General features: G+C 64.0%; 19 protein-coding genes and 2 tRNA genes. 15 read left to right on the top strand and 6 right to left on the bottom strand.

Annotation, left to right across the window (positions count from 1 at the left end):
* Positions 1-64 precede the first annotated feature (64 nt).
* Entirely contained in the window at positions 65-739 is a 675-nt protein-coding gene (locus ACP159_RS12420; RefSeq protein WP_425100040.1) for a TIGR04283 family arsenosugar biosynthesis glycosyltransferase, read from the bottom strand.
* A gap of 70 nt (positions 740-809) precedes the next feature.
* Between ACP159_RS12420 and ACP159_RS12415 the strand changes: the two genes are divergently transcribed.
* Positions 810-1,547, top strand: a complete 738-nt coding sequence (locus ACP159_RS12415) for a YgfZ/GcvT domain-containing protein (protein WP_425100039.1) — start codon at positions 810-812, stop codon at positions 1,545-1,547.
* A gap of 3 nt (positions 1,548-1,550) precedes the next feature.
* Here the strand turns inward: ACP159_RS12415 and ACP159_RS12410 are convergent, their stop codons facing one another.
* Both ACP159_RS12410 and efp read right to left on the bottom strand, forming a co-directional pair.
* Positions 1,551-1,973 carry a GNAT family N-acetyltransferase gene (locus ACP159_RS12410; RefSeq protein WP_425100037.1) on the bottom strand — a complete coding sequence of 141 codons (423 nt, stop codon included), beginning with the start codon at positions 1,971-1,973 and terminating at the stop codon, positions 1,551-1,553.
* A 90-nt stretch (positions 1,974-2,063) separates the two neighbouring features.
* Positions 2,064-2,627: an elongation factor P gene (efp, locus tag ACP159_RS12405; RefSeq protein ID WP_425100036.1), complete on the bottom strand. Its 564-nt coding sequence runs from the start codon at positions 2,625-2,627 to the stop codon at positions 2,064-2,066.
* 217 nt (positions 2,628-2,844) lie between these two features.
* Here efp and ACP159_RS12400 point away from each other — a divergent pair, with 217 nt between their 5' ends.
* The gene (locus ACP159_RS12400) at positions 2,845-3,168 is read left to right on the top strand and encodes a DUF6280 family protein (protein WP_425100034.1); all 324 of its coding nucleotides are present in this window, start codon (positions 2,845-2,847) and stop codon (positions 3,166-3,168) included.
* A 97-nt stretch (positions 3,169-3,265) separates the two neighbouring features.
* Here the strand turns inward: ACP159_RS12400 and ACP159_RS12395 are convergent, their stop codons facing one another.
* A complete protein-coding gene (locus ACP159_RS12395; RefSeq protein WP_425100033.1) occupies positions 3,266-4,840 on the bottom strand; it encodes a hypothetical protein in 1,575 nt (524 codons plus the stop codon).
* 135 nt (positions 4,841-4,975) lie between these two features.
* A complete protein-coding gene (locus tag ACP159_RS12390) occupies positions 4,976-5,629 on the bottom strand; it encodes a protein-L-isoaspartate O-methyltransferase family protein (protein WP_425100032.1) in 654 nt (217 codons plus the stop codon).
* A gap of 196 nt (positions 5,630-5,825) precedes the next feature.
* Here ACP159_RS12390 and ACP159_RS12385 point away from each other — a divergent pair.
* The 11 genes from ACP159_RS12385 to selD all read left to right on the top strand — a co-directional run bounded on the left by ACP159_RS12385 (position 5,826) and on the right by selD (position 15,636).
* Positions 5,826-5,899: transfer RNA gene (locus ACP159_RS12385), tRNA-Cys, on the top strand.
* Positions 5,900-6,732: 833 nt separating this feature from the next.
* The gene (locus tag ACP159_RS12380) at positions 6,733-7,017 is read left to right on the top strand and encodes an STAS domain-containing protein (RefSeq protein WP_425100031.1); all 285 of its coding nucleotides are present in this window, start codon (positions 6,733-6,735) and stop codon (positions 7,015-7,017) included.
* Entirely contained in the window at positions 7,014-7,388 is a 375-nt protein-coding gene (locus ACP159_RS12375) for a response regulator (protein WP_425100030.1), read from the top strand. The genes ACP159_RS12380 and ACP159_RS12375 overlap by 4 nt, the downstream gene beginning before the upstream one ends.
* Entirely contained in the window at positions 7,388-9,538 is a 2,151-nt protein-coding gene (locus ACP159_RS12370; protein WP_425100249.1) for a chemotaxis protein CheA, read from the top strand. Before ACP159_RS12375 ends, ACP159_RS12370 begins: the two co-directional genes overlap by 1 nt.
* On the top strand, positions 9,531-9,995 hold the full coding sequence (locus tag ACP159_RS12365) for a chemotaxis protein CheW (RefSeq protein ID WP_425100029.1): 465 nt from the start codon (positions 9,531-9,533) through the stop codon (positions 9,993-9,995). Before ACP159_RS12370 ends, ACP159_RS12365 begins: the two co-directional genes overlap by 8 nt.
* Positions 9,995-10,876: a CheR family methyltransferase gene (locus ACP159_RS12360; protein ID WP_425100028.1), complete on the top strand. Its 882-nt coding sequence runs from the start codon at positions 9,995-9,997 to the stop codon at positions 10,874-10,876. The genes ACP159_RS12365 and ACP159_RS12360 overlap by 1 nt, the downstream gene beginning before the upstream one ends.
* A 9-nt stretch (positions 10,877-10,885) precedes the next feature.
* Positions 10,886-11,272, top strand: a complete 387-nt coding sequence (locus ACP159_RS12355) for a response regulator (protein WP_425100027.1) — start codon at positions 10,886-10,888, stop codon at positions 11,270-11,272.
* Positions 11,269-11,631, top strand: coding sequence for a hypothetical protein (locus tag ACP159_RS12350; RefSeq protein ID WP_425100026.1), 363 nt, complete (start codon positions 11,269-11,271; stop codon positions 11,629-11,631). Before ACP159_RS12355 ends, ACP159_RS12350 begins: the two co-directional genes overlap by 4 nt.
* Positions 11,632-11,714: 83 nt before the next feature.
* Positions 11,715-12,788, top strand: a complete 1,074-nt coding sequence (locus tag ACP159_RS12345) for a CheB methylesterase domain-containing protein (protein ID WP_425100025.1) — start codon at positions 11,715-11,717, stop codon at positions 12,786-12,788.
* Positions 12,785-13,318 carry a chemotaxis protein CheD gene (locus ACP159_RS12340; protein ID WP_425100024.1) on the top strand — a complete coding sequence of 178 codons (534 nt, stop codon included), beginning with the start codon at positions 12,785-12,787 and terminating at the stop codon, positions 13,316-13,318. The genes ACP159_RS12345 and ACP159_RS12340 overlap by 4 nt, the downstream gene beginning before the upstream one ends.
* A 158-nt stretch (positions 13,319-13,476) precedes the next feature.
* Positions 13,477-15,636 carry a selenide, water dikinase SelD gene (gene selD / locus ACP159_RS12335; protein ID WP_425100023.1) on the top strand — a complete coding sequence of 720 codons (2,160 nt, stop codon included), beginning with the start codon at positions 13,477-13,479 and terminating at the stop codon, positions 15,634-15,636.
* On the opposite strand, the gene mnmH is transcribed toward selD, so the two are convergent.
* Entirely contained in the window at positions 15,618-16,676 is a 1,059-nt protein-coding gene (gene mnmH / locus ACP159_RS12330) for a tRNA 2-selenouridine(34) synthase MnmH (RefSeq protein WP_425100248.1), read from the bottom strand. The two genes, selD and mnmH, sit on opposite strands and share 19 nt — an antisense overlap.
* A 148-nt stretch (positions 16,677-16,824) precedes the next feature.
* Here mnmH and ACP159_RS12325 point away from each other — a divergent pair.
* Both ACP159_RS12325 and ACP159_RS12320 read left to right on the top strand, forming a co-directional pair.
* A tRNA-Phe gene (locus ACP159_RS12325) sits at positions 16,825-16,899 on the top strand.
* Between the two features lie 330 nt (positions 16,900-17,229).
* Positions 17,230-18,410 (top strand): IS3 family transposase gene (locus ACP159_RS12320; RefSeq protein WP_425098180.1). Its coding sequence is split into 2 segments (ribosomal slippage): positions 17,230-17,527 and positions 17,527-18,410, totalling 1,182 coding nucleotides; the frame shifts between segments, so codons are not numbered across the junction.
* The last annotated feature ends 32 nt before the right edge of the window (positions 18,411-18,442 follow it).

Here is an 18,442-nt window from a genome sequence, read left to right as displayed (position 1 = left end):
GGCGCCCCGCCTTGAACTTGAGACATTCGTGTCACTGGTTGCGTCAGGTAAAAGGCGGGACGCTTTAGCGATACCGCTTCGCCAGCCTCTCCGGGTCGACCCCGGCGAAGTACCGCGCCAGCGTTATCATGTTGCGCCCGCCCCGGCGCAGCCAGCCTTGCGATCGGTACTTCTCCGCCGAGGTCACGGCCGCCACGGGCAAGACCCGGAGCCGCCCCTTCGCCCGCCGCGCCAGCGCCACGTCCTCCATCAGCGGCATGTCGTCGAAACCGCCGAGCGCGTCGTAGAGGCTGCGGTGAATGAGCAGGCCCTGATCGCCATACGGCAAGCCGAACAGCCGCGACCGCAGGTTCGCCCAGCCCGCCACGAGACGCGGCATCACGCCCTTCGCGTCAAACCTCAGGCGGAAATGATACGCGCCGGGAGTGGCCAGAACCGCCAGAACCGCCTCGCTCCAGCCCTCCTCAAGCACCGTGTCGGCATGCAGGAACAAGAGCCAGTCCCCCTGCGCGACCTCCGCCCCCCGCCGCAACTGCCCGCCCCGCGACGCCGGGCCGGATACGAGTTCCGCCCCGGCGGCCTCGGCCATCCGCACTGTGCCGTCCGAGGAGCCGCCGTCGGAGACGATCAACTCCCGGATCAACCCGGCGCTCAGCCCTTCGCCCAGGGCCGATAGGCAGGCCGGCAGGCCGCGTTCCGCGTTCAATGTCGGGATGATGATGGTAATCGGGGCGCGCATGGGGCCTGTTCGCTCGTCGCTTCGGCCCCTATATGACAAGGACAGGACAAAAGATCAAAAGGGGACGGACATGAGCGGCGAGGAACGGACGGTCCTGCGCGTCAGTGGCGGGACGGCGGCGGAATTCCTGCAAGGTCTCGTGACCAACGATGTGGCGCGGCTGAAGGACGGGCTGGTCTATGCCGCGCTGCTGACACCGCAGGGCAAGTACATCGCGGATTTCTTCCTTGTCCCGGATGGCGCGGACATCCTGCTCGACGCGGACGCGGGACAGGCTCCGGCGCTGGCACAGCGGCTTTCGATGTACAAGCTGCGCTCGAAGGTGGAGATCGCGCCGACCGACATCACCGTGACCCGGGGCCTTGGAGAGCCGCCCGAGGGCGCCTTCGCCGACCCGCGCGATCCGTCTCTGGGTTGGCGCGGCTATGCCGGGCAGCCGGGCGAGGCGGCGGATTGGGACGCGCTGCGCGTCGCCGCCTGCGTGCCCGCCAGCGGCATCGAACTGACCCCCGACACCTTCATCCTCGAAGCCGGGTTCGAGCGGCTGCACGGCGTGGACTTCAAGAAGGGCTGCTATGTCGGACAGGAAGTCACCGCGCGGATGAAGCACAAGACCGAACTGCGCAAGGGGCTGGCCAAGGTGGCCGTGGACGGCGCCGCGCCGATCGGCACGGAGATCCTCGCGGGGGAGAAATCCGCCGGGACGCTCTACACGCAATCCGGTGGCACCGGCATTGCCTACCTGCGCTTCGACCGCGCCGGGGAGGCGATGACGGCGGGCGGCGCGACCGTCACCCGCCTGCCCTGAGCCTCACAGCGCAGCGTCCTGCGGCGTCAGCGCCATCGGGTGCCGACGCATGAGCGCGGCGCAGGCGGCATTGACGGCGTGCGCCTCGACCGTCCAGCCGTCGAACGCCTCGGCGATGTCCTCTTCGAACCGCGTCACAAGCCGCGATGCGATCCCCCGCCGCCGCAGGATCGGCTCGACGTGGATGTGATCGACAAGAGCGATCCGGCGCGGGTCCCCGGGAACGAGATGCGGCCGCCACGCGAGGATCCCCCGCACCACGCCCTCCGTCCGGTAGACAAGAAAGCGCGTATCGCCTGCCAGCGCTGCGCGGAGCCTGTGCAGGATGGCGGCATCGCCGCGGCTTTCCGGGACGGAATGGGCGGGTAGCCCCCTGAAGAGCGGCACCAGTTCCGGCAGCTGGGTCTCGGTAACGGTGGATATCATGAAAAAGGCCTCCTGGCTGTCTGAGCCGGAGGCCTTGTCTTTTCCAAATTCGCCCCCGGCGGTTGCACGGGGAACGGATCGGCGCGCGGGTTATGCGCGTTCGGAATATTCCATCGTTTCGGTGTTCACGACGATCATCTCGTCCTGCCCGATGAACGGCGGCACCGTGATGCGCACGCCGTTCTCCAGAACGGCGGGCTTGAAGCTGTTGGCGGCGGTCTGACCTTTGACGACCGGCTCGGTCTCGACGATCTTGCAGGTCACCTTCTGCGGCAGGGTCGCGTTCAGCGCCTCGGACTCGTAGAATTCGACGAGGATGGTCATGCCGTCCTGCAGGAACGGGCGGCGCTCGCCGAGGATCTCGGCGTCGAGCTGGACCTGCTCGTAGGTCTCCGCGTCCATGAAGATCAGCTGGCCCGCGTCCTCGTAGAGGAACTGCATGTCCTTCTGGTCCAGACGCACCCGCTCCACCTTGTCGGCGCTGCGGAACCGCTCGTTGAGCTTGCGTCCGTCGCGCAGGTTCTTCAGCTCGACCTGGGCAAAGGCACCGCCTTTTCCGGGCTTCACGTGATCGGTCTTCACCGCGACCCAGAGGCCACCGTCATGCTCCAGCACGTTGCCGGGGCGAATTTCGTTTCCGTTGATCTTGGGCATGGGACTAAACCGTGGCGAAAGGTTGACGTATCTTTGACGGCCCCTATATCTCGCGCATCGCGCCCTTGCAAGGCAACGATATATCGTGTGGCATTTGCTTCAAGATATGTCCAAGGCGCATGGTAGCTATGCGTTTATGGGGTATTCGAATCGCGACGAATAGGTCATAACGCCCTCCACGCCCGAAAACACAAGAGCAATAATCAAAGGTCGACTCATGAAAGATTTCGTAGACGGAACAGCCTTCAATGCCGAACAAGGCAACCGCGCGCGCAAGCTTTTTGCCGCTGTGGTTCTGGCTGCTCTGGATGATGCCATCGCGGACGACAAGAAATACGGTAACGGTCCGGAGCAGATCGCCCGTTGGGCGCGTTCGCGTGATGGCCGGGAAGTGTTGTCCTGTGCCGGGATCGACCCGAACGAGCGGGTTGTCGCCGGTCTGATGGATTTCGTCGGCAAAGGTGTGCGCACCTCTGTCGCGCTCTCGCGCGAGGAAAGCGAGCGTCGCAACGCCGCCGCGCAACAGGCCGAAGCCGCCTGATCCAGACCACGTGCTGCCAGGCAGAAAAACGCGCCCCGGGGGGCGCGTTTTTTGTTGCGGTCTCGTCAGGTCGGGACTGGCCCGTCCCCGGCCCCGGTCAGTCGAATTCCTGGGACATGATCGCGCGGTGAATCTCGCGGCGGACCAGTTTGCGCACATTGCGCGTGATCCGCTCCCCCAAGGCACCCTGCAGTTCCTGCCGCACGATTTCCGATACCATGAGACGCAGGCTCGCCTCGTCGAGCGCGGCCAGCGCGTCCTCGCGAGAGGCGCTGTAGGTATCCGCCAGCGACGTGGCCCCAACCGAGGCATCGGCATAGATCCCAGCGGCGTAGGTTTCCTCGCCGTAGTCCTGCCAGTCAAGCGCCCGGGCCGGGCGATGCACGAAGGTGGGCGCTTCGCGGACTTCGGGCTCGTGGCTCGCTGAGGCATCATCCATTGCGGCGCTTCGCAGCTGTTCAGCGGTCTCCGGCTCCGCGGTCTGGACGGGCTCGGCAGCGGCCTCCGCGTCTGCGGCGTCGGGGACGTCGTCCAGCGTATCGAATTCTGTGACGGCCTCTGCGGTCATGGTTTCGGCATCCGGCGCATCCACGGTCTCCGGCTCCGGCGTCTCCACCGGATCGACCAGAGGCGCAGCGTCCGCAGCGGACAAAGGGGCTTCGGCCTCCGGCGCGTCCATGGCCGCGTCGGCCCCGGCCTGCTCCTGCGGCGCCTGAACGGTGTCCGCAGTATCCGGCCCGGTCGTCACCGCGACGGACTTCCCGACCAGCTTTTCCAGCGCCGCGATCTTGTCCTCAAGCGTGAGCGGACGATCCCGCAGGCCGCCCAGCGCGCCGGTTTTCGTAGGTTCGAAAGCCACGATGCCGGCCCCGTCCTCCCCGCCCATGCTGTCCTCGGCCATCAGGGCTTCGAGGTCGCCCGGCTCGAACGCATCGAGGGCGTCGGACAGATCCTCCGCCTCGGCGTGGTCGTGCGGGTCCTCGTCCAGGGCAGCCGACTCGTCCTCCACGGTTTCCGCCAGAACACGGGTGACCTCCCGCTCGACCAACTGGCTGAGAATGGAGGAGGCGGTCACGGCCTCCGTTTCGGGCTCGTCGTCGGTGAAATCGAGGGTGACCGGCCGTTGCCCGGCTTGCCGGACGGACGCGATCATCGCCTCCAGCCTGGGCCGCCCGGTGGGCTCGTCAGGCACGTCCGCTTCCGCGACCTCCGGCTCCTCCGCCTCCCGGCCAGCCTCGGCGAGGCTCCGGGCAAAGGCCATCAGCGGTGCCGTCTCGTCCAGATCCGTCTCGTCCTGATCCGCATCCGCTGCATCCAGCCCGACCGAAGCCCCGCCGTTCAGGCGCGCCTCGGCTGCCGCAACGCCGAAATCCGCATCCATCACCGCCTCATCGACGGGTTCGACGGGCAAAACCGCAGCCTCGGCCGCGGCTGGCTCCGAATCCCCGGGCATCGTCGGATTGGTCAGAAGCACCGGTTCCGCGGGAGCAGGCTGCGCTGCCTCCGCTTCCGACTCCTGTGACACGCGCTGAGCCGGGGTCAGGACCAGCCTGTCGGGCTGCGCCACCGGGCGGGGCGCACTCGGACGCTTCGACCGCGAATCCTCGGAAACCAGACGCCGAATCGAAGACAGGACGTCCTCTATTTCCATGTTCGTAACAGGATCAGACATTCTTTTTATCCACTCTCGCCTCGCGCAAGAGTTTACCTGCGTGCCGGGATTCACACAACAGACAGGAAAAAAGTTAGCTTTTTCTGCAGCACCTGCGGAAAGACGGCCACGGTCGCCCCGGTCGGGGCCGCCGCATCACAGGGCGAAAGCCGCCTGTTTTTCAAAGCCGGACAGCACCGGAGCGGTGCCGTTGAAGGCAAACCGCCAAGTCACGGCGCCGTCGATCTTGTGGCCGATCCGCACCGTTCCAAGCGCATTCTGCATGAAGATCACCGCGATCCGCCCGCCGTCCTTGAGCTGGTCCAGCAGCGCCTCCGGCAGCTCCTCCACCCCCCCCTCGACGATGATCGCATCGTAAGGCCCATGTTCGGCCGCCCCTTCGGTCAGCGGCGCGGCGTGGAGAATCACGTTGTCCGCGTGGATGTCCGTCAGCAGCGTCTGCGCCTCGTCGATCCGGCTCTCGTCGCTTTCCACCGCGACGACCGCCTCGGCGATGCGGGCGATCACGGCGGCGGAATAGCCGTAGCCGACTCCCAGATCGAGCACGAAGTCCCGGTTGGTCAGATTCAGCGCATCGAGCATCTTGGCAAAGGTGCGCGGCTCCAGAAGCACCCGCCCGCCGCCGAGATCGACCGGCGCATCGGCATAGGCCGCCTCGATCTTCTCACGCGGGACGAAGACCTCGCGCGGCACGTTGAGCATGGCGTCGATGATCGGAAACTCCGTGACATCGGACGGCCGAACCTGCGTATCGACCATCATGCGGCGACGTGTGGCGAAATCAGTCATCGACCCGGCTCTCCCGTTCTTGATCATGGGTGCTGCATGCGCATCTGATGCCACAGCCGTCACGAAACAGCAATGTCCACAGACGGGTGCGGGACGATTTGACAGTGTCATGGCAAATGGGCGGTTACCGCAAGCCGTCCGGCGGTTTTATCGACTTGACGAAATCCGGGGAACCTCATAATCAGACCTCCACTCTGGCGAGTTGGCGGAGTGGTGACGCAGCGGATTGCAAATCCGTGTACACCGGTTCGATTCCGGTACTCGCCTCCATTTACTTTCAAACACATGGCGTCACCCGATCCAAAGCGCAGCCTGCGCTGGTGATACTAGTATTGAACGTCACGTTCGTCCTTCTCCCTTGAATGCGCTCCCGCCTGGGCAAATCGGCGTCTGTTTCGGCAGGTGCGATCCCTTCGAGATGCCCGGTGACCCTGGCCGCCTTTCTTGACGTCTTTGAACACTCGACCCCTGTGCGTCGATTGCCTGACTGCCTCCAAAGCCCATCTTGCGATCACCCGCAAATCAGTGCCATGCGTGCGAACCGGCGTGGTCCTTTTCGCCATTTGTCGCGGGACCGTCGGCGTCGGACCTTGAGGAAAGACCCGGCAGGCGCGGTCGCCCCTCAGTACGGATGCGCAAAAGCGGTGCACCGCGCCACCCGCCGCCACGAGGCCCAACGGGACGATTCCAGCGCGTGGCGGCCATGCTTGCTTGGTTGGGTGCAAAGCGCACACCGCATCGTGCCGCGCCGATCCGCCGTCCCGGGCGTTGCCTCGGATGTGTTTCTAATTCTCCGGACTCTGCTGTCCTGAGTGCGCGGGACACCCGGATGTCGCTCGCCGAGGCTGCCCAGTGCGGCATGACCCGCCGGCCCATGCACTCGGAACTCTTTTCAGTATCAATGACTTGAAAAACCTCCCGCAGGGCAGAGCCACACCGCAGGGCAGCCCGGTCGCGCCGCAATCCATCTCGAAGAACCGCAACAAGACAGGCCGGAAATCCGCAGTTTCCGGAACACTTTATTAAGGGAGGAGCCGTATTTCTTCTGACTGTCAATTGTGCCGAACACTGGTGCGCATGGGCCATGAAGGAGCGTTTTCAGAATGCAGGACTTAAACTTTCACGCTCTCGGGGCGGCGCGGGCAAGGTCGGGCGAGGATCCGCTCGTTCCCTTCCTGCTGAGCGCCCGAAACGCGCCGGTCTCGATTTCCGCGCGGAATGTCCAGCGTCTCGATGCGCATCGGCTGCAACTTCTGCTTGTAGCAGAGAAACAATGGATGGCCGATGGTGCAGATTTCCGGGTCACGGACATGACGCCGGTTTTTCGCGAAGGCCTGGAGCGACTGGGGCTCAAGCCCGATCATTTCGACAAGGAGATGCCGCAATGACAACGAAGGTTCTTGCCATCGATGATTCACGCACGATCCGAAACCTCCTGCGCGTCTCGCTGGAGGGCGCCGGTTTCGAATTTCATTCCGCCGAAGACGGTCAGGAAGGGGTCGAGGTCTTTCCCGATGTCGATCCGGACGTGGTGATCACCGACATCAACATGCCGCGCATGGACGGTTTCGGCGTGATCGACACGCTCCGAAGCGGCCCAAACAAGACGACGGTGCCGATCCTCGTCCTGACGACGGAAAGCTCAGACGAGCTGAAGCGGCGGGCGCGGAATTCCGGGGCGACCGGATGGATCGTCAAACCGTTCGACGACGCCTCGCTGGTGTCGGTTCTCAAGAGATTGACGGGGCACGTGGGCTGATGTCTGTAAATTCCATTCGAGATACCTTCTTCGAGGAATGTGAAGAACTCCTCGAAGCCCTGGTCGAAGGACTCGCTCACATGGAGGAGTCGCCCGACGACATGGAGGTCGTGAACGCGGTCTTCCGGTCGGTGCACTCGATCAAGGGCGGCGCGGGCGCCTTTGCGCTCGATCGCCTCGTCAACTTCGCCCACACGTTCGAAACGGTCATGGACAAAGTGCGCGGCCGGGAACTTGGCGTCGATGAAAAGCTGATCAGCCTGTTCCACAGGTCCGGGGACATGCTGTCGGATCTCGTGGCCTCGGCCCGTGACGAGACCGAGATCGACGATGCGAACGAGGCCGGACTGATCAAGGAACTCGAAAGCTATCTCGGACCAGGTGGTGCCGAGGAGGAGTTCTCGTTCGAGGCCATGACTTTGGACATCGGCGATCCGGCTCCCCTCGAACTCGACCTGCCGACGGACGGACCGGGCGGCGAGCGGCTCTTTCACATCTCTTTCAGGCCACACAAGGCCTTGTACGAAAACGGTCACGAGCCTTTGCTGATCTTCGATGCGCTGGCCGAACTGGGCAGCCTGTCAGCGACGGTCGATCTGAGCCGGATTCCGGCCTTCGATGATTTCGATCCATCCGACTCCGTACTTGGCTGGACGCTGGAACTGAGCACGTCGGAACCGGAAACCACGCTGCACGAGGTCTTCGAATTCGTCGAAGGCCTGTGTGATCTGGACATTTCCGTCGGCGATGCAACTGCGCGGCCTGCTGCGCCCGCGGTTCTTGTCGCGGCCGAACCGATGATCGCCGCAGCGGAAGCCGCCGAACCCGGTGTACCGCAAGCCGCGCCCGCGCCGCGGGCCAGCGACACGGGCAAGACCGCCCCGAACCCGGCTTCCCAGGCCAACGCGCAATCAAAGGAGTCGCGCGGTCCGAAGCCTACCCTGAGGGTTGATCTCGATCGCGTCGACCGGCTGATCAACACGGTTGGCGAGCTGATCATCAACCAGGCCATGATTTCGCAGCGCATCGAAGAGCTAGACCTGCCGACAGTCGCGCACCTGACCAACGAGCTGGAAGCCTACAAGCTGCTGGCGCGGGACATTCAGGAAGGGGTCATGGCCATCCGCGCCCAGCCGGTCAAACCGTTGTTCCAGCGGATGTCCCGGATCGTGCGCGAGGCGTCCGATGCAACGAACAAGAAGGCCAAGCTCGTCACCGTCGGCGACTCGACGGAGGTGGACAAGACGGTCATCGAGCGCCTGGCCGACCCGCTGACGCACATGGTGCGGAACGCCGTCGATCACGGGCTCGAACAGTCCAGGGATCGCGAAGCTGCAGGCAAGGATCCGACGGGAACGATCCGTCTTTCGGCCTCGCATCGCTCCGGCAGCGTCTTCATCGAAATTGCCGACGATGGTGCCGGCCTCAATCGCGAACGCATCCTCGCGAAGGCAATCGAAAAGGGTCTGGTCGCCCCGGAGGCGGAGCTGTCCGAGCCCGAGATCGACAACCTCCTGTTCTTGCCAGGATTTTCCACGGCAAGTCAGGTGTCGAGCCTTTCTGGCCGTGGTGTCGGCATGGACGTTGTCAAGAACGCCGTCCAGGCCCTCGGCGGGCGCGTTTCGATCAGTTCCACACCAGGCAAAGGGACGACCTTTACCATCGTCCTCCCCCTGACCCTGGCCGTGATGGACGGCTTCGTTATTTCGGTTTCGGACCAGACCATGGTCATTCCGATTGCATCGATCCTCGAAACGATCCGTCCGAATGCGCGTGACATCCACGTGATCGGCACGGACTCCGAAGTCGTCAGCGTGCGTGGCTCCTACGTGCCCATCGTCGATGTGGCGGAATCCCTTGGGCTCAGAGACAGGCCGGATCGCAGCAAGACCGGGATCCTGTTGCTTGTTTCTACCGAAGCCAACGGCCTGACGGCACTTCGCGTGTCCTCGATCCACGATCAGCGCCAAGTGGTCATCAAGAGCCTCGAGAGCAATTATACCGCCATTCCCGGCGTCTCCGCGGCGACTATCCTCGGCGACGGCAAGATCGCCTTGATCCTCGATCCCGAAGAACTGATCCGCCTTGGCCACGGTGGTGGCATGGATCCCCTTATGCAGCAGACCAGATTGGAGCTTCGTCATGGCTGAACCCGCAGAAGTCCGCAATGACTCGCAATTCGAGTTCATCACCTTCTCGGCCGGTGGGCAGAGTTTCTGCCTCGAGATCACGCAGATCAGGGAAATCAGACGATGGACGCCGGTGACCGCGCTGCCGCATACGCCGGCGGACGTGCTGGGGGTCATGAACCTGCGCGGTGCGGTGATCCCGATCTTCGACCTTGCCGCCCGCTTTGGTCTCGGCACGACGCCGGCAAACGAACGCAACGTCGTCATTGTGGCAGCCGTCGGCGGAACCACGATCGGGCTGCTGGTCGAATCCGTTTCGGAAATCCTGTCGGTCGAGAAGAGTGCGATTCAGGAAACGCCGGACATCAAGTCCGATGCCACCAAGCACAGCATTCTTGGCATGATCTCCGTCGATGAAGCCATGGTCCGGGTCGTCAACCTCGACGCCGTCCTCGATGCCGGAAAGGGCCTTGCCTGATGAACCAACCTCTGGGCAGACCGGGAACCGCGGATGTGCCGTTCAGCGACGCCGACTTCCAGGCGCTCGCCGAGTTGGCGCATCGCGAATTCGGTCTCAGCCTCGCGCAGAGCAAGAAACCTTTGGTCTACTCCCGGCTGTCCCGGCGCCTCAAGGCACGAAACATCGCGAGCTTTCCCGCGTATCTGAAGCTCCTGAACGAAGCCAACGAGACCGACGAGCGGCTGGAACTGATTTCGGCGCTGACCACCAATGTGACGAGCTTTTTTCGTGAGAACCATCACTTCGAAATGCTGCGTGCCGACTGTTTGCCGGCGGCGATCGAACGTGCGCGGGGCGGAAAACGGCTCCGAATCTGGTCCGCCGGATGCTCGTCGGGTCAGGAGCCGTACTGCATTGCCATGACCCTGCTGGACATGATGCCCGAAGCCCGCCGTCACAACGTCAAGATATTGGCGACGGACATCGACCCACAAATCGTCGCCAAGGCGAAAGCAGGCCGGTATCCAGCCGAGGAGGCCAGTTCGATTCCGGATCGGTTCCGGCAGAAATGGGTGAAACTCAGCGTCGAGGATAACGCCCGGATCGTCATCAGCGAGGAACTGAAGGGCCTCGTTACCTTCGCCGAGCTTAACCTTATTGCCGAATGGCCGTTCCGTGGTCCTTTCGACGCAATCTTCTGTCGAAACGTCGCCATCTACTTCGACCAGGCGACCCAACAACGGTTGTGGCACCGGTTTGCGGACATGCTCGCACCGGGCGGTCTACTCTTCATCGGCCACTCCGAACGTGTGACCGGCCCCGCCATGCAGATGCTCAGCGGCGTCGGCATTACCAGTTACCAAAAAATTGCGCCCCACCGGGCCGCGCACATGCAATAGGAGAGCATCATGGGTTTGAAAGAATCCCTTCGTATCATGGTTGTCGATGACATGGCGACCAGCCGGGGCCTGATCACCCAGGCGCTCGATGAAATCGGCATCAAGAATTACGTGACCGAGAATGATGGCAAACGCGCACTCGAACGGCTTGCCTCCACCCCGGTTCACCTTGTTCTCTCGGATTTCAACATGCCCGGCCTCGATGGCCTGGGTTTGCTGAAGGCTGTTCGAACGACACCGGCCACCCAGAAGATGGGCTTCATCCTGGTGACCGGCCGGCCTACACCGGAAATCGTGAACGAGGCCAAGCGCCTCGGCCTGAACAACATGATCAAGAAGCCTTTCACGTCCGCGTCCATGAAGCAGTGCATCGAAAGCGTTGTGGGGCGCCTATGAAGGATGTCGAAAAGCACCTCCAGCCCCTGTCTTTTGCGACAGGCCGCGTGGCAGCCGAGCTGCGCGGTTTGCAGAACAGGCTACAGCGGCTCGAGGATACGCTCGAGGTGATGTACCAGAATCCCGCGGTCAAGCTCGATGCGCAGTCGATCGGCACGCTACAGGACGTTGATTTCCTGCTGCAGTCGATCACAGCTCTGTCCATCTATCTCGAACATCTCTCGATGAACACGACCGATATCGGAGAAGTCTGCGTCAAGGATGCCCTGGCAACCCTGACGCTCCGCGATATGGCCGCTCGACTGAGCGGCGGCTGTGACGAGACGGCGTCGAGGAGCAACCACGCCGAGTTGTTTTGAGCGCCCGGCAGGCGCTGGCGATGACGTGAAATCAAGAAGGCGCGGCCGGGTTTTCGTGACCGCCGCGCACAAAGGAGCGAGACGTGACGACAGTCAAGCCTACGATCGTGGCAATTGCCGATCCCGCGCAGCGCAATCGTCTCGCCGCGCTTGTGGAAAACCTGCCCGACTTCAAGGTCATCGCCTGTACTGCCGATCTGATGAACACCTACAACGAGGTGGAAATCAGCCTGCCGAAAGCCGTCCTGATCTCGAGCCGTCTTGCGGCACTGCCCGAGTTCGAGGTCATGCGCGGGCTGTTTTCGGCGCTTGATGTACGGTGGCTGGTGGTGACCGATCCGGACCACAGGCAAAGCCTGCGGCGGCCGATAGCGGCCGGGGCACCTCAAGGCTCCGACCTTTTCGCCGTACCGTCGGAGTCGACGCCGCAGGTCATAGCCAACCAGTTGCGCAGCCTCACGCGGTCGAACACCCACCCACACACCCCGCAAATCCCGCGACGGCCAACCGATACGCCTGCCCCGAACTTGACGTCGACGATGCGCGTCACAAGCGTGCCGCATGAGAACGCCTGTGAAAAGGTCATCCTTATCGGCTCAAGCACCGGTGGCGTGGATGCGCTGATAACAGTATTGTCCACTTTCCCCGCGGATTGCCCACCAACCGTGATCGTACAGCACACAGGCGCCGGGTTCGGCCACAGCCTCGCCAGCCTGCTGGATCGACAATGCGCCGCCTCGGTCACGCTCGCCTCCGGTCGGCACATGCTGCAAAGAGGCGAGGTCCTGATCGGCGCGGGAACGCGCAGTCACCTGGTTCTCGAGCCAGGAAGAAGCCTTGCCGTGACGATGCAGGACGGGGACCCGGTGTCGGGCCACCTGCCCTCGGTGGATATGTTGTTCCGCTCCGCCGCCCCGATTGCCCCCAAGGTCTCTGCGGCGCTGCTGACCGGGATGGGACGCGACGGCGCCGATGGATTGAAGGTTTTGAAAGACGCCGGGGCGCATACCATCGCGCAGGACGAAGCAACATCCGTCGTGTTCGGCATGCCCAGGTCCGCAATCGAGCTCGGTGCCGCCGAAGCGGTGCTGCCGCTCGACCGGATCGGGCCGGCCCTGCTCAAACCGACGCGGGTCATACAGAGGGCGCAGCCATGACTACGACAGCGGAAAAACTGGTCAATGTGATCCAGGGGGACTATGTCATTTCCAACGATCCATCGACGATCCTGACCACGGTTCTGGGTTCGTGCATTGCGGTCTGTCTCTTCGACGCGACGGCAAAGGTCGGGGGTATGAACCATTTTCTTCTTCCCGAAGGCGAAGGCAGCGATGCGGGCAACGTGCGATACGGGGCAAACGCCATGGAACTGCTGATCAACGGGCTCCTCAAGAAGTCGGCGGAGCGGCATCGGCTCGAGGCGAAGATCTTCGGCGGCGCCAAGATGATGGGCAACCTGCGCAACATCGGCGCGTCGAACGCGGCATTCGCGCATCAGTTCCTGAAGGACGAGGGCATCCGTTGCCTTGCGGAGAGCACCGGCGGCACCTCCGCGCGGCGCATCCGATTCTGGCCGACGACGGGACTTGTCCGGCAGTTGACCGTGCAGGGCCAGATCGAACAGGTCGCTCCGGTCAAACCCGTTGCGGTCCCGCGGCAGAAGCAGGACGACATCGTGTTGTTCTGACACGGGCGGAGGCTGTCGGCGTCCAGACGCCGCCAGGCAAGCGGGACCCAGCCGCGGTGAATGCGACACGACACCCCGGGGCAATTGTCGCCGGATTGTGGCATGGCTTTGCTGTCCGCGCCCTCCGGTCCGGACAAGGAAGCCGGGAGCCGCAAACCATGCAAGACACCATGCCGTTCACAAGGGACCTCGTTCTGATCGGTGGTGGTCATACCCATGCCCTCGTTCTGCGCATGTGGGGGATGCGCCCTCTGCCCGGCGTACGGCTGACGGTCATCAATCCCGGGCCGACGGCCCCTTACTCCGGGATGCTGCCCGGCCATCTTGCCGGACACTACACACGCGAGGCGCTCGACATCGACCTTGTCAAGCTGGCCCGTTTTTCCGGTGCGCGCCTTGTGCTCGGCGCAGTGTCGGGCGTTGACCGAAAGGCGCGGCAGGTCTTCGTACCGGGTCGCCCCGCGATCGGCTACGACCTGGCGTCGATCGACATCGGGATCACCAGCCGGATGCCAGACCTGCCGGGATTCGCCGAACACGCCGTCCCGGCCAAGCCGCTTGGCGCCTTCGCGCAGGCTTGGCGGGATTTTCGCGAGAGTGATGCGCCGCGGTCTGTCGCGGTCATCGGTGCCGGGGTCGCGGGTGCCGAAATCGCGCTGGCGCTGGCCCATGCGATGAAATTCGAAGCCCGGGACAGCCGCGTCACACTCGTCGACCAGAACACGGCCCTGTCCACCCTGCCGAAACAGACCGCGACCCGCTTGCGCGACGCCCTGAACGCGGCAGGCGTCGCGCTGCGCGAACAGGCCCGCATAACGCGGGTTTCGGACGCGGGCCTGCACCTGGCGGACGGGACGCTTGTCCCGGCCCGGTTCATCACCGGCGCGGCGGGCGCACACCCCCACGGTTGGCTCGCGGACACCGGACTCGCCCTAACGGAGGGCTTCATCGACGTCGATGCCACTCTTGCCACCTCCGATCCCGCGATCTTCGCCACGGGCGATTGCGCGCACATGGTGACCAATCCGCGCCCGAAGGCCGGGGTCTATGCCGTGCGCCAGGCGCCGGTGCTTTTCGACAACCTGCGGGCAAAATTGACCGAGACCGGCACGCTCCGCCCCTACAGACCGCAGAAAGATTACCTGAAACTGATCTCGCTCGGCGCGAAGTCGGCCCTTGCTGATCGGTTCGGGCTGACCCTCTCCGGCCCGCTGCTCTGGCGCTGGAAGGATCACATAGACCAGACCTTCATGCGAAAATTCAAAGACTTGCCAAAAATGCCCGCCCCCGCCATCCCGCGGGAACACGCCGCCGGCGTGGTGCAGGCGCTTGGGCCCAAACCGATGTGCGGCGGCTGTGGCTCGAAGGTCGGCCGCGGTGCCCTGAGCGCCGCGCTGACTGCCCTGCCGGACGCGGCCCGCCCCGATGTCACGACCGTCAGCGGCGACGACGCAGGCCTGCTCACCATGGGCGACACCCGACAGGTGATCAGCACCGACCACCTGCGTGCCATGATGGACGACCCGGTTGTCATGACCCGCATCGCCGCGATCCACGCGCTTGGCGACATCTGGGCCATGGGCGCGGACCCGCAGGCCGCAACCTGCAGCCTGATCCTGCCACGCATGTCCCCTGCCCTCGCGGAACGGACCGTGCGCGAGATCATGGAAACGGCGCAGGCCGTCCTGACCGAAGCCGGCGCCGCCATCGTCGGCGGCCACACCTCGCAAGGATCGGAGCTGACCATCGGCTTCACGGTCACCGGGCTGTGCGCGCGCGCGCCGATCACCATCGCCGGAGCCCAGCCGGGTGACACGTTGATCCTGACCAAGCCGATCGGGGCAGGCGTGCTCATGGCAGCCGAAATGGCGGGCGAGGCGGAGGGCGACTGGATCGCCGCCGCCTATGAGGCCATGACCCGCCCGCAGGGCGACGCCGCCCGCCTCCTCGCGAGCGCCAACGCCATGACCGATGTCACCGGATTCGGTCTCGCCGGGCACCTCCTTAACATCTGCGAAGCCTCGGGCGTGGGCGCGTCGCTGACGCTGGAGGCGGTCCCGCTCATGGCGGGCGCGCTCGCGCTGTCCGGCCGCCGCGTGCGCTCCACGCTCTATCCGGAGAACCGCGCCGCGCTCCCCTGGCTTCCAGACTCCCCGCGCCACGCCCTCTTGTTCGACCCGCAAACCGCTGGTGGACTGCTCGCCTGCGTGCCGCCGCAGCAGGCCGCCGGGTGCCTGGCCGGGCTGTCAGCCACCGGGCACCCGGCCGCCATCATCGGGTACATCACGGATGTGCCGGGTCAGATCACCGTGGTCTGAACCACCTCGGCGATACGGCCCGCGAGGACATCCAGCGCCGCCTCATCCAGCCGTTCCGTCTCCACCTGCGCCAGGTAGCGCGGCGCAACCGCCCGCATCGAGCGGCGATAGGCCGGGTCGTAATGATCCTCGACGAGGCTGGCGCACAGGGCCAGCCGGTCATCGGCCCCGATCAGCCCGTTCCAGTGGTCGACCACCTCGTGCCCGCGATGAAAGCGCAGCGGCGCGAGCTTCGCACGCAGGCCCTCCGCGTCCGACAGGATGTCCTCGTAGGCCTGCGCAAGATAGGCCGCCCGCGCCCCGACCGGCGCAGAAACCTCGATCCAGGGGGCGCGTTTCATGGCGTCCCAGAGACTTGGCGGAAGGACGATTTCGCCGATCTTGCTGCTCTCGGCCTCCACCACCACGGGGCGCCCCCGATCGAGATCGAGCAGCGCACAGGCAAGCGCGGTTTCGAAAGCCTTCTGGGACGGCTGACCACCGGGCATGTCCCCGAGCAGGGACCCGCGATGGCAAGCCAAGCCTTCGAGATCCAGAACCTGGACCCCTCGCGCACGCAGACGGGGCAGCAAGGCGGTCTTGGCGGTGCCGGTGTAGCCGCCAAGCTGGATCAGCGACACCGGCAGCGGCGCCGTGTAAAGCGCCTCGTTCACCAGCCGCCGGAAGGTCTTGTAGCCGCCGGCGATGGTCTCGGAGCGCCAGCCGATTTCCTTCAGCATCCACGCAAAGGACCCCGAGCGCTGCCCGCCGCGCCAGCAATAGACCAGCGGCCGCCACGCCCCATCGTGATGGGACAGCGCGGTCTCGATGGCATTGGCCGCGTTGCGGAACACCAGCGCGGCCCCGAGCTTGCGCGCCTGGAACGGCGAGACCTGCTTGTACATCGTCCCGACCCGCGCCCGCTCCTCGTTGTCGAGCACCGGCAGGTTGATGGCGCCGGGCACGTGATCCTCGGCATATTCCGCCGGGCTGCGCACGTCGATGACGGTGTCGTAACCGTGGTCGAGAAGGGTTTGAAGGGTATCGAACTGCAAGGCCATGGGCGTAGCCATAGCGGCTTGGAGCGATCTTCGGAAGGGGTGAGAAAGCGGACTGAAATTTGTTGTCGCGAAGGTCGAAAAAGGCACTGGACACTTCCCCGAGCCTCGACTAAACCGCCTCCACCCGAAGGGCAGCGCCCTTCCCCGTGCCCGGGTAGCTCAGGGGTAGAGCAGTGGATTGAAAATCCTCGTGTCGGTGGTTCGATTCCGCCCCCGGGCACCAAAAAATCAAACAAAAACAATGATTTGTTGAGTTTTGAAATCTGGCTCGCAGTTACATCAGCGCGCTGGGTGTCGCATGGGTGCCAACGTAGACTTACGGATCGTTTTCTTGGGAATTGCCTCCAACCAACGGAACGCGATGCGAGGAGTGGGAGGTTTCTTCTCGTTGGAAGCCAAGCTTTGATGATTTTCGTGTCGAGTACTCAAGGGTGGACTCACTCATCCCGGTGGAAATCATGAAGTAGATGAATGAGCTCCTCCCCGAAAATCGGACAGTGACGGAAGCTACTATCTGACGTCTGCTGGTCTCTAAGAACGAGGAGATCAGAACATGTCGAAACGCAGGAACCATGACGCGGGCTTCAAGGCTCGCGTGGCGCTGGAAGCCCTGAAGGGCGAGCGCACGGTGTCGGAGCTGGCCGCGGAATACGGCGTGCATCCGACCATGATCCATCAGTGGAGCGAGCCATTGTGCGCCATTGGTTCAAGAACAATGGCGAGCGCGCTGCTTGAAGGCGCATCTGACATTTTCGAGCGCGGCGGGAAGAAGAAGGCCGAGGTCGACGAGGAGACGGTGCGGTCGCTTCACGCCAAGATCGGGGAACTGGCCGTCGCCAACGATTTTTTGTCCAGAAAGCTCAAGCCTTGGACCGGCAAGTGAGGCGCGGGATGATCGAACGCTCTCACCCCACGCTGTCGGTCGGGGCGCAATGCCGCCTGCTGTCGATCTCGCGGTCGTCGTTCTACTACGCACCGCTGGGCGAGACCGCAGTGAACCTGGCGCTCATGCAACTGATCGACCGGCAGTTCCTCGAAACCCCGTTCTACGGCGTCCAACAAATGACCTGGCACCTGCAGAACGAGGGCCACGCTGTGAACGTGAAGCGTATCCGGCGGCTGATGCGGCTCATGCGTTTGATGCCGATTTATCAGAAGCCGAACACCAGCAAACCGGCCAAGGGGCACAAAACCTACCCCTACCTGTTGGGTGGCCTGCGGGTGGAACGGCCCAACCAGGTCTGGTGCGCCGACATCACGTACCTTCCGATGCGGCGGGGCTTCCTCTACCTGGTTGCCATCATGGACTGGTTCACCCGCAAGGTGCTGACTTGGCGCATCTCGAACACGCTCGAAGCCGACTTCTGCGTCGAGGCGCTGAACGAGGCGGTCCACCGCTTCGGCCCGCCCGAGATCATGAATACCGATCAGGGGTCGCAGTTCACGTCCTTCGCCTGGACCGACCGGCTGAAACGGATCGGCACCCGGATCTCGATGGACGGCAAGGGCCGGTGTCTCGACAACATCTTCATCGAACGCCTCTGGCGGTCCCTGAAGTATGAGTGCGTCTATCTGCACGCCTGGGAGACGGGCTCGCAGGCGAAGGCCGGGGTTGGCCAATGGATCACCTTCTACAACCACCAGCGGCCTCACGCCGCCCATGGCGGACAGCCGCCCGCCGTGGTCTACTTCAACCAGATCGAAACCGACCAGCAGGGGCAGAGAGTAGCTTAAACCACCCCGGAAACTGGCCAAAAGATGGGGAG

Origin of the sequence: Tropicibacter sp. S64 (assembly GCF_049803835.1) — a bacterium.
Lineage (GTDB): Bacteria > Pseudomonadota > Alphaproteobacteria > Rhodobacterales > Rhodobacteraceae > Pacificoceanicola.
The sequence above is the reverse complement of the archived record's forward strand: the minus strand, read 5'-3'. Positions and strand labels throughout refer to the sequence as shown.